The 13,386-nt window shown below is 60.2% G+C and carries 11 protein-coding genes; 6 read left to right on the forward strand and 5 right to left on the reverse strand.

What is annotated here, in order from left to right:
- Positions 1-75: 75 nt before the first annotated feature.
- Both IC231_RS01590 and IC231_RS01595 read right to left on the reverse strand, forming a co-directional pair.
- Entirely contained in the window at positions 76-684 is a 609-nt protein-coding gene (locus IC231_RS01590) for an outer membrane beta-barrel protein (protein ID WP_190782871.1), read from the reverse strand.
- A gap of 120 nt (positions 685-804) precedes the next feature.
- On the reverse strand, positions 805-1,620 hold the full coding sequence (locus IC231_RS01595) for a septal ring lytic transglycosylase RlpA family protein (RefSeq protein ID WP_190782872.1): 816 nt from the start codon (positions 1,618-1,620) through the stop codon (positions 805-807).
- 417 nt (positions 1,621-2,037) lie between these two features.
- On the opposite strand from IC231_RS01595, the gene IC231_RS01600 reads away from it, so the two are divergent.
- Positions 2,038-2,946: a DUF72 domain-containing protein gene (locus IC231_RS01600; RefSeq protein WP_190782873.1), complete on the forward strand. Its 909-nt coding sequence runs from the start codon at positions 2,038-2,040 to the stop codon at positions 2,944-2,946.
- A gap of 71 nt (positions 2,947-3,017) precedes the next feature.
- On the forward strand, positions 3,018-5,102 hold the full coding sequence (locus IC231_RS01605; protein WP_190782874.1) for a matrixin family metalloprotease: 2,085 nt from the start codon (positions 3,018-3,020) through the stop codon (positions 5,100-5,102).
- On the opposite strand, the gene IC231_RS01610 is transcribed toward IC231_RS01605, so the two are convergent.
- Both IC231_RS01610 and IC231_RS01615 read right to left on the reverse strand, forming a co-directional pair.
- Positions 5,045-5,713, reverse strand: a complete 669-nt coding sequence (locus tag IC231_RS01610; protein WP_190782875.1) for a DUF6992 family protein — start codon at positions 5,711-5,713, stop codon at positions 5,045-5,047. The two genes, IC231_RS01605 and IC231_RS01610, sit on opposite strands and share 58 nt — an antisense overlap.
- Before the next feature lie 36 nt (positions 5,714-5,749).
- Entirely contained in the window at positions 5,750-6,697 is a 948-nt protein-coding gene (locus tag IC231_RS01615; protein ID WP_190783953.1) for a 3-oxoacyl-ACP synthase III family protein, read from the reverse strand.
- 187 nt (positions 6,698-6,884) lie between these two features.
- On the opposite strand from IC231_RS01615, the gene IC231_RS01620 reads away from it, so the two are divergent.
- Both IC231_RS01620 and IC231_RS01625 read left to right on the forward strand, forming a co-directional pair.
- Positions 6,885-7,427: a hypothetical protein gene (locus IC231_RS01620; RefSeq protein WP_190782876.1), complete on the forward strand. Its 543-nt coding sequence runs from the start codon at positions 6,885-6,887 to the stop codon at positions 7,425-7,427.
- Positions 7,428-7,655: 228 nt separating this feature from the next.
- Positions 7,656-9,398: a PA14 domain-containing protein gene (locus IC231_RS01625; protein ID WP_190782877.1), complete on the forward strand. Its 1,743-nt coding sequence runs from the start codon at positions 7,656-7,658 to the stop codon at positions 9,396-9,398.
- A gap of 60 nt (positions 9,399-9,458) precedes the next feature.
- On the opposite strand, the gene IC231_RS01630 is transcribed toward IC231_RS01625, so the two are convergent.
- Positions 9,459-10,175, reverse strand: a complete 717-nt coding sequence (locus tag IC231_RS01630; RefSeq protein WP_190782878.1) for a head GIN domain-containing protein — start codon at positions 10,173-10,175, stop codon at positions 9,459-9,461.
- 277 nt (positions 10,176-10,452) lie between these two features.
- Between IC231_RS01630 and katG the strand changes: the two genes are divergently transcribed.
- Together katG and IC231_RS01640 are read left to right on the forward strand one after the other, a co-directional pair.
- A complete protein-coding gene (gene katG, locus IC231_RS01635; protein WP_190782879.1) occupies positions 10,453-12,702 on the forward strand; it encodes a catalase/peroxidase HPI in 2,250 nt (749 codons plus the stop codon).
- A gap of 149 nt (positions 12,703-12,851) precedes the next feature.
- Positions 12,852-13,322 carry a nuclear transport factor 2 family protein gene (locus IC231_RS01640; RefSeq protein ID WP_190782880.1) on the forward strand — a complete coding sequence of 157 codons (471 nt, stop codon included), beginning with the start codon at positions 12,852-12,854 and terminating at the stop codon, positions 13,320-13,322.
- Positions 13,323-13,386 lie beyond the last annotated feature (64 nt).

The following is a 13,386-nucleotide window of genomic DNA, read 5'->3' on the forward strand; positions in this document are numbered from 1 at the left end:
CAACATTCGACAAAAAAACGCGGCGCGCAAACCCGGCCGGGTCTGCGCGCCGCGCTGGCACTGCATCAGGCAGAATTATTCGGTGGGCGCAGTGGTGGCAACTCTGGAAGGCAAGAAGATGGAAAAGCCCGCCTGCACGTTCAGGGCGCCCGAGCTGAAGGCGTTGCGGTTGCTGTTATGGCCGTAGCCGGCCACTACTTCCAGCGCCGCGCCGGGCGTCAGGAAGTAGTTGTAGCCCACGGCCACACCATAGCGGGAAGCGAAATTAGTAGAGCTCTGCCGCTCTCCATCGTAGTAGTTTGGGTACCAGGCCGTCTGCCCCAGAACTCCGGCGCCGACCTGCCCGAAAAACCGGTGGGCGCTGGTACTGGGCAAATAATAGCGGACAAAAGGCGAAACGCCATACTGCAGTACGCGGGTAGAGTAGTCGCCGGAACTGTTGCCAGACTTGATGCTGCTGTAGCCCAGCTCCAGATTAGCGCCCAGCAGGAAATTGTTGGCCACAAATACCCCTACCGATGGAAAGAGTGAAACCGAAAACCGACTGTTGCCATAGTTCTGCTTGCCCCGGCTGTAGCTCAGGTCGCCGAGGTTTGCTCCAATAAAACGGGCGCCTTTTTCGGTTTGAGCAGTAGCGCCGGTAGCCAGAGCGCAGCCCAGGCCTGCGAGAAGAATTTTTCTCATAGAAGTGATTAACAAAGGATGGAATATAATTGGAAGAGCGCAAAAGTGATGCCATGGTTGCACAAAAAAGCCGCTGCCACAACGCGGCAACGGCTAGTCTGAGTATCGAGGAAAGCCCCTCTACATATTTTCGCCCTGCCGGACCAGGCTGGCAATACCCCATTTCTGGAGCTGAAGACGAATCTTATCTGCTTCGGCCTTATTCTGGAAGCTGCCTACCAGCACGCGGTTCAGGGGTTTGCCTTCCTTAGAGCCGGTAGCTACAGTCACAACCAGGCTGCTGTCGAGCGCCTTGATTTTGTCCTGCACAGCCTGTGCATTGCGCGCATCACCGAACGTGCCGGCCTGCACCACGAAGGTGGGCTGCGGCTCTGGCACCACTACCACATCGGTGGCTTCGGCAGAACCGGGTAGGATAGAGGTGATGGCCGTGAGAGTATTGAGCGAATCAGTTGTGAGCGAAGCAAGGTCCTCGGGCGCATCAGCTGGGCCGAGGGGCGTGTCGGAAGGAACTACTTCTGCTACTACCGAGACGGCGCCGCGCTGCACAATGCCTAGTGGCCGGGCCGCAATTTCAGATAAGTCGAGGATGCGCTGGTGCCGGAAGGGGCCCCGGTCTGATACCCGCACCACTACCGACTTTTGCGTTTCGGGGTTTGTAACGCGCAGTCTGGTGCCGAAGGGCAGCGTTTTGTGGGCGCAGGTATACTTGTTACGGTCGAACCGCTCACCGTTGCTGGTGCGGTGCCCTTGGTGCTCCCGGCCATACCAGGAGGCGCGGCCGCGTAGTACGGCCGAACGGCGGGCAGCCGTTGTAGGTGTTTTTTCGTCGTCGCTGGAACGCATGGCGCGGGCCTCAGAAAAGAGGGTCGACAACAGCGTAATCAAAACGGCCGTCATCAAGCCCGAGACATTCAGTCGTAGAAGCAACTTCATCAGTACTCTGCATTGGTGAACGGAACAAATCTAGGAGCGCCCTGCAAACTCAAGCCTCTGAACCATGCCAGCTAGCTTCCGCACACGCGGATAAATTTACTTTTAACAAGAAAATTTGCATTTAATCGATTGATGAAACAGAAGCGAAATACATGATTGTGTTTCTTTGAGGCGGGTTTTGCACTATGGAAAGGCGTTTTGTCAAGTAGGAAAAAAATGAAACTATCAGCTGCCTAAAAAATTTTGTCCTTCTGATGCAACATGGGGCTCTGGCATGGTTGCAAAAGTCCCGGAATTTTTATAAGAGCAGTTAACAGTAGTCGTCCGTTTTCGGCTGACAGGCCTACCGGCAGTTTCGGCCCGAAAAACGCTTGCTCTCCGTTGGGCTGCCTCCCACATTTTGCCGTATGTTGCTGCATGGATTTTGGCCGCCTTTCTGACCTGCGCTACGTTGATTTTCGGCTCCCGCCGGACCACCCGGATACGGCTGCGCTGCTGGCCCGCACTGTAGCGCCGGAGCGACCACACGTATTTGTAGGGTGCCCCATCTGGACGAATAAAGCGTGGCTGGGCTCGTACTTTCCGGCGGGCATCCGCGACGCGGAGTACCTGCACCACTATGCCCGGCAGTTCAACAGCCTGGAGCTCAATACCACGCACTACCGCATTCCGGATGCGCCTACTGTCCGGAAGTGGCGCGATGCGGTGCCGCTAGGCTTTCAGTTCTGCCCCAAGCTGCCCCAGGTTATCAGCCACGACCGGGCGCTCTACAATGCCGATGACCTGACCACCACCTTTTGCCGCTCCATTCGGGAGCTGGACGACCGGCTGGGGTGGTGCTTTCTGCAGCTGCCGCCCACCTTCGGGCCCGAGAACCTGAGCCGTCTGGAACGTTACCTGCTCGATTTTCCGGCGGACGTACCGCTGGCCGTAGAGCTGCGGCACCCAGGCTGGTATGCTGATAAAGTGGCGTTTACTGCTGTGGCTGCTATGCTGGAGGCTCTTGGCAAAGCACTGGTGCTGAGTGATGTGGCCGGCCGCCGCGACGTGCTGCACATGCGCCTGACCACACCCTCGGCCTTTATTCGGTTCAATGGGCACGGCCTGGTGAACTCCGACTATCAGCGCGCCGACCTGTGGGCCGAGCGGATTGCGGGGTGGCTGCAGCAGGGGCTGCAAAGCGTCTATTTCTTTGTGCACCAGAAGGACATTATGCATACGCCGGTCTGGACACAGCATTTCCTGGCTCGGCTCAACTCTCTAACTGGCCTGGAGGTGCCGGCGCCGCGCGTTATTCCGCAGCCGGTGCAGGGAAGTTTGTTTTAGCTGTTGGTTCGGGCGCAAGTGGCTGTGCATGTGCCTGCTGGTCGTGTGGTTTCCTTCTGCTAATTTCCCCCATGAAGCTTCTCGTATGTTTGCTGCTGCTGGCCAGCTGGCTGGGGTTTCCGTTAAGCAGCTCGGCCCAGACCATGACCGGAACTGTGGTGGAAACCCATTGCCTTCTAAGCCCAATCGGACTGGATGAGCGCGCCGGCAAAGCGGCACTGGTGGTAGAGGCAGAGGTACTGGACGCCCGCAGCTTCTGGGATACCGGGCACCGGCGCATTTATACCGCCCACACAATTCGCGTATTCAGCAGCTTTAAGGGAAATGCCCCACAGGAACTGTCTGTGCTGACTGAGGGCGGCACCGTTGGCCTCGACCGGCAGGAACTCACCAACACGCTGCACCTGCAACCCGGCGACCAGGGTGTCTTGTTTCTGGAACCATCGGCTCTGCCCGGCGCATCCGGGTCTGGCTGGGCAGTGTATGGCAGTAGCCAGGGCTTTATCCGCTACAAGTTGAGTACAGGCACTGCCACGGACCCTTTCCAGGAGTACGGCCGGATAGATGCAGGCTTGTATCCACGCTTAACGGCAGCTACGGGCCAGCTACAGCACGAGGTGCAGCCTAATAAGCGGCTGCAGAAGTTTCGGGCCCAATATGTGCAGCCTTTGGCAGCGCGCGGGCAAGCCCCGGTTATCAGCGGTATGAGCCCTGCCATACTTCCGGCAGGTACGGGCGCAGTGCTTACAGTCAGTGGTTCCGGGTTCGGGGCTACTCGCGGCGGCGGCTTCGTCGAGTTCCGCAACGCTGATAACGGCGGAAGCTCCCTGGTGAAGCCCCAGGAAAGCGAGTATGTAAGTTGGACCGATACCCGCATTCAAGTGCGCGTGCCAGCCTTGGGTCAGCCGGCCAGCCCTGCCGGTAGCGGGCCAGTGCGCGTCACAACCAACGACCAGCAGCAAGCCAGCAGCATGGCTGCTATTACGGTGCCGTACGCCGTGAGTGCCGTGTTGGCAACACAAACCAATGAGCTGGTGCAGCCTGCCCACGTCAATCGGAATGGGCGCGGCGGCTACAGCTTCCGCTTTGAAACTGGTTTTGCTAATAATGCAGCGGCCGTTGCAGGCTGGCGGCGCGCTTTAGCTATTTGGCGCTGCCAGACACGCATAAACTGGGAGGCGGATCAGCAGGTGCGCACCAACCGCGGCGCTGCCGAAGATGGCGAAAACAGTGTGGGCTTCGACCAGGGAGCGGAACTGCCAGTCGGTATTCTGGGACGAACCACCAGCTACTACCGGGGCTGCTTCAAGCCCAACGGGCAACTGGCTTTCACGCTACACGAAATTGATATGCAGTTTGATGATGCCGCTACCTGGCAATTCGGCCCCGCTCCGGCCACAGGGTTGCAATTCGATTTTGAATCGGTGGTGGTGCATGAGCTGGGCCATGCGCACCAGCTGGCCCACGTGATTCTGCCGGGAGCTGTGATGCACTACGCCATGGCCCGCGCCCAGACAAACCGCCTGATCGGCCCCAATGATGTGTCCGGGGGGCGGCTGGTGCTGCGTACACGCGGATTTGTGCCACAGGGCTGCGGGCCGGCTCCGATGCTGCCCGCCCCGCTCACCTCGTTCACTGCGGCTGCCGCTATGGGTGGCGTGCTGGTGAGCTGGGCTACTACCGCGGAGTGTGTTGCGGAAAGCTTTCAGGTGCAGCGGGGCCGCGACACAACCAGTTGGCAGGTAGTAGCTACTGTCAATTCTCCCGGCCCATATCAACACCTGGATGCTCAGCCGCTGCCTGGCCTGGCTTACTACCGCCTGCGGCTGGTGCAGCCCGATGGCACAGTGGTATTTACCGCGCCCATCCTGACTGCATCCACCGATATACTAGCTGTTGGCCCCAGCCTGTATCCGAATCCGGTGGCAGAGGGTACACTTTGGTTGCAGTATCCGGCCGTAGCGGAAGGCCGCGCCAATTTCTCGGTTTACGATGCTGTGGGGCGTCTGGCAAGCAGCAATTTCCTGGATTTTCAACCGGGACTGAATGCGCTGTCGATACCGGCGGCCGGCCTGAACCCTGGCTGGTATCTGCTTCGCTACCGCGACTCAGAAGGGCGGACCGGTGCGCTTCCTTTCCTCAAAACCAGAGAGTAGAAATTTATCTGATTGGCAGAACCAGAGCCGCGTAGCCTGGGCCCACCTGCAGCCGGCTCAGCAGCGGATAACAGCTGGTGCTGCCCATGCCGATGGTGCGCCACGTACAGTAAGCCATCAAATGCCAGCAGGAAGCCACCTTGCAGCAGCAACGACTCGCCGTAGCCCCGGAGCTGGTCGTGCCGGGTGGCGCTGCTTCGGCTTTTGGCCCGCTCCTTCAGATAAAAGCCGGTGGCCACGTAGGCTACATCAAGGCCAGCATTGAGCAGGTACAGGTTTTCGGTGCGAAGCTGCGCTTTCACCAGCTCCGGCCGGCTGGTTTCTGCCGGAGGGCGCCGGGCGGCCAGGAAGAAGGTGCCCGCCAGCGCCAGATTCACGACGCCCCACCCCACATTCATCTGGTGGAAATACTTTTCCTTGCCTTCCGTGGTAAAATAGCGGGCCCCGCTCACCCCAATATTGCCGGTGGCCCAACTGCCGAGCACCAGCATCCCGCACTGGTCGAGGGTGGCACGGCGGACGGCGTACGTTGCTGGCGTTTCCGCTGGCTGAGCCTGTAGCGTTAGTACAGAAACAAGGCTGCAAACAAGTAGCGCGAGTCGAGCAACCATAGAATAAGGGACTAGTAGATAGGACTCGCGCTGCGTTTATCGCTCCAGCAGCATGGCTCCGTAGGAGTAGCCGCCGCCAAATACGGTAATCACCACCCGGTTGCCGGGCTGTAGTAGTGGCCAAGTATCACCGAGGCCGATGGCGGCACCGGCGCAGCCCGTGTTGCCGAGCCGTTCGATGTTGGAAACGGCCCGTTCGGGCGGCAGACCAAGCTGCTGCAGCACGTTTTTGGTGATGCGCAGGTTTGCCTGGTGCGGAATCAGGTAGGTGAGGCTGTCCAGCGTCAGGTGCTGGCGCTCCAGAATCTGGCGGGTCACGCGGGCCATATACTGGCAGGCATACGTGAAAACGTCGCGCCCATGCGGCATCACAATGCCGCGTTCCACGGGCTTCAGGGTCACGGCTTCGTCGGCTTTGCCAGCTACCGCGGCCCCTCCCGTCATTACCTCCACCATGCGCAGGTCGGTAGGAGCGAGGCGCTCTTTGGTCAGCAGCAGCGTAGAGGCTCCGTCGCCCCACAGGTGGCCTGCTACCGTGTCGTTCTCGTTGTTGTAGGCTGTGTTATGCTCGCTCACGACCACTACGGCCCGGCGGGCTTTGCCCAGCGCGAAATAGCCTTCCACAATCTCAATGGCATTGAGTAGCGACGAGCAGGCCGATGAGATGCTGACCACCGGAATATCGTTTACGCCCAGGTCGCGCTGCACGGCATGCGCCAGCGTGTAGATGGTATCGTGCGGAGTGTAGGTCGCCCCGACAATCAGATCCACTTCCTCAACAGGAAAGTCCGGGGCCTGTGCCAGCGCCCGCCGGGTGGCCTCAATGGCCATGGTGTTCGTGTTTTCGCCCGCACTGGCTTTGCGCCGTTCCCGAATGCCGGTACGCTCAATAATCCATTCGGCAGAAAGGCCATTGAGGTTGGTAAAATGCTCGTTTGTAACGACTTGTTCCGGCAGATAGGCTGCCACCTGATGAATGTACACGGAGGAAATGCGAATGGGTGGGGCGGAAAAACACGGCAAGGTAAGCGGTGTAGCCGCACTATGCGGTCAAATTCAAGAAGGGGGTCCGTACTTTGCACCTGCCTTTCGCGTTCAAACGCCCAAAGCACAGGGCCTGTTCGTCCTGTCTAGTTACAAGATTATGATGTTTCGTTTTCGTAGCAGCTATATGTTGCTCCTACTAGCTGTAGGGCTGTTTGGTGTGCGGCCCGCAATGGCCCAGAAGTACAGGACAGCAGCGGGTATGCGCCTGAGTCCGGGGTTGTATGGCCTGACGGTACAGCAGAAGTTTCTGCCGAAAGCTACCCTGGAAGGGCTGGCGCTGGCCGGGCCGCGCGAAATTACCGGCACTGTGCTGGCCGAGCGGCATTTCGGCATTCTGGGCCCCAGCCTCAACTACTACATCGGGGCGGGCGGCCATGTCGGCAACAACAAAGACTCCGGTGCTTTTGGCGGCGTTGATGCTATTGTAGGCGTCGAGTATAAGATTGCGCTGAGCCGCCTCGTTATTTCCGCCGACTTTAAGCCGAGCGTAGAGTTCAACTCCGACGACTGGGCCCGCTTTCCCACCGCGTTTTCGCTCCGGTATGTACTGGTGAAGGAAAAGAACACCGGCCTGTTCAACGGGCTTTTTGGCGACGACAAGAAGAGGGAGAAAACGAAGGACAAGCCGAAAAACAGCAGCCAAAGACGCGGGCTTTTCGACTGGTAAACCTGCCCGCATCAACCTGGCGCAATATCCGGAAGCCAGGTGGAGTGCTGGCTGACCGGGCATACAAGATTGGCCTCTGGCAAGACGGTTAAATTTTGTATATAATAAACATAGTATATTATTAATAATGCAAAACAAAATATAAATATTGCAATTGTAAGTGGATTAGTTTATTTTCATAGGACAGCGTGTAGATACCTTCCACCGTCAGTCTCCTGCACTATGAAAATGAACACTACTTTTCGCGGGTTCTCCATGTTTGTCGTGTGGCTGCTGATGTGGAGCGGCAACTGCGCTACCGGGCAGGCGCAGCCCACAGGCTGTGCCGGGCTAAACCCAGGCGGACAGCCCGCAGGTGCAGGCTTATACGCAGAGTACTACAGCGGGTACTTTGCCGATGATCAAACGTATTTCACTGCGCATACGGCAGGCATTACCCGGATTGATGCGCAGGTCAACTTCCCCAATTCCGGGTTCGGCGACCTGACTGCAGTAGCTGCCAACACCCTGGCCGATCCGGACGATTTCAGTCTGCGGCAACGTGGCAGCCTGTCCATCACCACGCCCGGCCTCTACACCTTCTACCTCACTTCCGACGACGCCTCGTATTTCTGGCTGGGCAACGCCGCGCTGGCCAGCCCAGCCGTGGCGGCGCAGGCCACCATTGCGCATGGCGGGCTCCATTCGGCCTCCGTAGTGCGGCAGGCCAGCCTATATCTGGTGGCCGGGCTGCACAATGTGCTGCTGCATTATGGAGAAACGGGCAGCGCCAACACACTCATTCTGGAGTATGAAGGCCCCGATGCACCACAGCGCCAGCTAGTACCAGCCAGTGCGTTCTGCACATCGGTGCAGCCTTTCCGCAATCTGCCCACCGCCATTCTGTATTCTCCCCGCCACCAGACCGTACTGCCGGGCACGGGTGCCGCTTCGCCGGTGCCCACTTTGGCCGGAACTGGTGCTACGCCTCATTTCATGCTGGCCAACGCGACCAGCCTGCCCGCAGGCATCAGCATTAATGCCGTGACCGGGCAGCTTACGCTGGCCGCCGGGGTTGGCAATGGGCTTTATCAGGCGGATGTGCTGGTGGTTGACAACGAAGGCGCGGTGCGGTTTCGGCAGGTATATACGTTCACGGTAGCCACGGCTGCTCCGGCCGGATGCGCGGGCTCCCGGCCAGATGGTGGCCTGCCCACGCAGGGCCTCTATGCGGAATACTATAGAGGCTACTTCGACGATGATCCGGCCTTCTTCAACGCCAGTCTGCCCGACCTGACCCGGCTGGAGCCGCAGTTCAACTTCCCGACCAACGACAGCTGGGGCAATCTGGCCCTAGCGGCCAGCGGCCCTGCCAGCAACCCCGACCACTACAGCGCCCGGTTTCGCGGAAGCTTCACTGTTTTTCAGAGCGGCACCTACACATTGTACCTCACTTCGGATGACGGCTCCCGGCTCTGGCTTGATGATGCGGCCCTGCCGCTGGCCCCGCTCAACAGTGCCGCCACCATCAACAACGGCGGCCGCCACCGCGACTCTACAGTGGCGGTGGCAGTAGCGCTGGCCGCCGGCCAGCACGATGTGCAGGTGCAGTACGGGGAGGACGGCGACAACAACAAATTGGTGCTGGAATACGAAGGTCCGGACGCGCCTACCCGCCGCGTGATGCCCACCGGTATCTTCTGCTCGGGCAGCAGTGGGCGGCCCTTGGCAGTGCGGCAAGATCAGGACCGGCTCCGCATTTCAGTGGCTCCCAATCCCAGCCAGGGCAGCTTTGAGGTGCACATAGAGAAGTTGCCGGCTGGCACAGGGCGGCTGCGGGTAGTAGATATGCAGGGCCGCACCTGTTACGAAGCCAATCTGGCCAGCGCCTCCAAACAGACTCTGCAGGTGCCTGGCTTGACCAGCGGACTATACCTGCTCCGGCTCACGACCATTACTGGAGAAGCCACACAAAAAATAGTGGTTGAATGATGACTGAAGGCGGTTATCGTCTCCTGTCATCACTCAACCACAAAGCCAGGCGCGACGGGTTTATTCTCTGTGCACGCGGCCGCTGCCCGCAATTTTGCTGCTGACGCTGGCCCCACCCCGAACGTACACGCTACCGGAACCGGCAATGCTGGCCTCGAGGTTGCGGCTGGCGTAGAGGCGGCCGTCGCCGGAGCCGCTGATGCGGATAGCGCTGGTTTCGGTGCGCAGGTCCGAGGCGCGCACATTGCCGGAGCCGCTGATGCGGACTTCGTGCTGTGGGCAGCTGCCCGCCAGCGTGATTTCGCCGGAGCCGGAAACGGAAGTGTTAAGCTTATCGGCCTTGAGTTTGGGTATCGTCATTCTGCCCGACCCGCTGATGCTCAGAGCCAGAGCATCCGCTTTGATATCGTTTTCAGCCGTGAGCTGGCCCGAGCCGCTTACGCTCAGCTCCGAAATGGTGGGCATTGTTACGTAGACCGTTACGGACCCTTCGAAACGCCCCGAATTGCTCCACGTTTTACCTTCCTCACGCTTTGTGCCAATGTGCAGCTTGCCGTTTTCCACGGTGGTTTCGAGGCGGGCAAGGTCAGCGGCGGAGGCTTCTACTTCTACCCGTTGCGGGCTGCCCTGGCGCAGAAGTACCCGGGCCGAATTGGAAAGGCCCAGCTTCGTGAAAGCCGCCACCGTGCGCACTTCGCGGTTCGGGGCGGCAAGCAGCAAGGCGGGCTGCAGCAACGCCAGTAGCATTATCAGAGAAAAGTAGCGGAGGGTTTTCATGAGCGCATGAGGCTGAAAGTGAAACATCTGACTGAAAAGATGCCAGGCCGGCCACAACGGTTGCCTGATGCTAGATAGTGCGCCGTCGGCAAGGCTTGCAGACCACTGCTACAAGTGGTGTCCGCGGTTGTGCTGCCGCCAACAAAACACCGGAGAAGTTGCTTTGAAAGCAGAACTGTCAAGCTGACTACACCAAACAATGTACAAACATTGGTGAGGTGTTGTATCTTGTATGCACACTTGTGTGTTGACACTTGAAAAACTAATTTTTTACAAGATGAAAGACCTGCACAACCTTCCTCCGGAAAACTCCATCCTCTACGATCTGAACACGCCTGCCGCCCAGTGCCCGTTTAGCCGCGGCTCGGTGAAGCAAACCGCCGGCGGAGGGCGCACCAACCGCGAGTGGTGGCCCAATATGCTGAAACTAAGTATCCTGCGCCAGCACGCTGAGCTGTCCAACCCGCTGGACAAGGATTTCAATTACGCCGAGGAGTTCAAGAAGCTGGATCTGCAGGCCGTGAAGCAGGACCTGTACGCGCTGATGACCGACTCGCAGGACTGGTGGCCGGCCGACTACGGCCACTACGGCCCGTTTTTCGTGCGTATGGCTTGGCACAGCGCCGGCACCTACCGCATCGGCGACGGGCGCGGCGGCAGCGGCTCGGGCGCCCAGCGTTTTGCCCCGCTCAACAGCTGGCCCGACAACGCCAACCTCGACAAGGCCCGTTTGCTGCTGTGGCCCATCAAGCAGAAATACGGCCAAGCCATTTCCTGGGCCGACCTGATTGTGCTGGCCGGCAACTGCGCGCTGGAGTCGATGAACTTCAAGACCTTCGGCTTCGGCGGTGGCCGCCAGGACGTGTGGGAGCCTGAGCAGGACATCTACTGGGGACCCGAAACCGAGTGGCTCGGCGACAAGCGCTACACCGACAAGCGGGAGCTGGACAACCCGCTGGCCGCCGTGCAGATGGGCCTGATCTACGTGAACCCCGAAGGACCGAACGGAGAGCCCGACCCTATCCGCTCGGCCCACGACATCCGTGAAACCTTCGGCCGCATGGCCATGAACGACGAGGAAACGGTAGCCCTGATTGCCGGCGGCCACACCTTCGGCAAAACTCACGGCGCTGCCGACCCCAGCCAGTACGTGGGCAAAGAGCCCGCCGGCGCCAATCTGGAAGAAATGGGCCTGGGCTGGCGCAACAGCTACGGTACCGGCCACGGCGCCGACACCATCACTAGCGGCTTGGAAGGTGCCTGGACCCGCACGCCCGCCCAGTGGAGCAACGATTACTTCGACAACCTGTTCGGCTTTGAGTGGGAGCTGACCAAGAGCCCGGCCGGTGCGCACCAGTGGCGGCCCGTAAACGGCGGCGGTGCCGGCACCATTCCTGATGCCCACGACCCAGCCAAGAAGCACGCGCCCTTCATGCTCACCACCGACATTGCGTTGCGGGCCGACCCGGCCTATGAGGTGATTTCCAGACGCTTTCATCAGCACCCTGAAGAGTTTGCCGATGCATTCGCCCGGGCCTGGTTCAAGCTGACGCACCGCGACATGGGCCCCAAGGAGCGCTACCTCGGCCCCGAGGTGCCCACCGAGGAGCTGCTCTGGCAGGATCCGATTCCGAACATCGAATACCAGGTGATTGACGACCAGGACGTGGCCGCGCTGAAAGAAAAGGTGCAGGCCACCGGCCTGTCGGTGCAGCAGCTGGTGAGCACGGCCTGGGCGTCGGCCTCCACCTACCGCGGCTCCGATATGCGCGGCGGTACCAACGGCGGCCGGCTGCGCTTGTCGCCGCAGCGCCACTGGGAAGTGAACAACCCGGCGCAGCTGGCGCAGGTGCTGCAGAAGTTGCACGGCATTCAGCAGGAGTTCAATGCGGCCCAAACGGGCGGCAAGCAGGTTTCGATGGCGGATTTGCTGGTGCTGGCGGGCGTAGTGGGCATTGAGCAGGCGGCCCGCGCGGCCGGCCACGAGGTGACAGTGCCCTTCACGCCGGGCCGGGCCGATGCCTCACAGGAGCAAACCGATGTGGCGTCTTTCGCGGCGCTGGAACCGGTGGCCGATGGCTTCCGCAACTACCTGACGGCCGACCATAAAGCCTCGGCCGAGGAAATGCTGGTGGACAAGGCGCACCTGCTCACGCTGACTGCGCCCGAGCTGACGGTGCTGTTTGGGGGCCTGCGCGCCATCAACATCAACTTTGATGGCTCGGAGCATGGCGTGTTCACCGACCGGCCGGGTGCCATCACCAACGACTATTTCATCAACCTGCTGGATATCAACACCACCTGGCAGAGCACGTCGGACGCGCAAAATGCGTTTGAGGGCCGCGACCGTAAAACCGGCGCGGTGAAGTGGACTGGTACTCGTGTGGACCTGATTTTTGGCTCGAACTCCGAGCTGCGGGCGCTGGCCGAAGTGTACGGCTATGCCGCCGCCCAGACTAAGTTCGTGAAGGACTTCGTGGCCGTGTGGGCCAAGCTGATGAACCTGGGCCGTTTCGACCTGGCTTAAGCGCGGGCGGGCCCGGTCATTCGACCTGCTCACCTGACCGCGCAGTACACAAAAAACACCGCCCTCCGGACAGCCGGGAGGCGGTGTTTTTTGTGCAGCTTTGGGTATGCGGGCCGCGCTTCACTTTCGCGTGGCCTGCTTGACCGGCCATGCACCCGCACGAACAGCTTCTGCGCCGCTTCTACCAGGCTTTCCAGCGCCGCGACTATGCGGGCATGGCGGCTTGCTACCACCCTCAGGCCACGTTTGAAGATGCGGCGTTTCAGCTGCAGGGCGCCGATATCGGGAAGATGTGGCGCATGCTCTGCGAACGAGGCAAAGACCTGCGTCTCGCCTACAACGACCTCCACGCCGATGACCATGCCGGCCGCGCCACCTGGGACGCGCGCTACACCTTCTCGCAGACCGGCCGCAAGGTGCACAACCACATCCGGGCCCGCTTCACGTTCCAAGACGGCCTCATCCTCACCCACCACGACGAGTTCAGCTTCTGGCGCTGGTCGAGGCAGGCGCTGGGGCCGGTGGGGTGGCTGCTGGGCTGGTCGGGGTTTCTGCAGAACAAGGTGCGCAAGTCGGCCGCGGAGGGGCTGGCAGCGTACCGCCCGAAATTGAGCCAGTAGGGTTGCTGACCAGCTTAACAGAGCATCAGGCTAGAACGTCATGCTTCGGTTGCGCCTCGGCATG

This window comes from Hymenobacter duratus, assembly GCF_014698995.1.
Taxonomy (GTDB): domain Bacteria; phylum Bacteroidota; class Bacteroidia; order Cytophagales; family Hymenobacteraceae; genus Hymenobacter; species Hymenobacter duratus.

What these genes read in the sequence shown, in the direction of transcription:
- IC231_RS01590 (WP_190782871.1), bottom strand. Translation starts at nt 684, where the DNA reads ATGAGAAAAATTCTTCTCGCAGGCCTGGGCTGCGCTCTGGCTACCGGC.
- IC231_RS01595 (WP_190782872.1), bottom strand. Translation starts at nt 1,620, where the DNA reads ATGAAGTTGCTTCTACGACTGAATGTCTCGGGCTTGATGACGGCCGTT.
- IC231_RS01600 (WP_190782873.1), top strand. Translation starts at nt 2,038, where the DNA reads ATGGATTTTGGCCGCCTTTCTGACCTGCGCTACGTTGATTTTCGGCTC.
- IC231_RS01605 (WP_190782874.1), top strand. Translation starts at nt 3,018, where the DNA reads ATGAAGCTTCTCGTATGTTTGCTGCTGCTGGCCAGCTGGCTGGGGTTT.
- IC231_RS01610 (WP_190782875.1), bottom strand. Translation starts at nt 5,713, where the DNA reads ATGGTTGCTCGACTCGCGCTACTTGTTTGCAGCCTTGTTTCTGTACTA.
- IC231_RS01620 (WP_190782876.1), top strand. Translation starts at nt 6,885, where the DNA reads ATGTTGCTCCTACTAGCTGTAGGGCTGTTTGGTGTGCGGCCCGCAATG.
- IC231_RS01625 (WP_190782877.1), top strand. Translation starts at nt 7,656, where the DNA reads ATGAACACTACTTTTCGCGGGTTCTCCATGTTTGTCGTGTGGCTGCTG.
- IC231_RS01630 (WP_190782878.1), bottom strand. Translation starts at nt 10,175, where the DNA reads ATGAAAACCCTCCGCTACTTTTCTCTGATAATGCTACTGGCGTTGCTG.
- katG (WP_190782879.1), top strand. Translation starts at nt 10,453, where the DNA reads ATGAAAGACCTGCACAACCTTCCTCCGGAAAACTCCATCCTCTACGAT.
- IC231_RS01640 (WP_190782880.1), top strand. Translation starts at nt 12,852, where the DNA reads ATGCACCCGCACGAACAGCTTCTGCGCCGCTTCTACCAGGCTTTCCAG.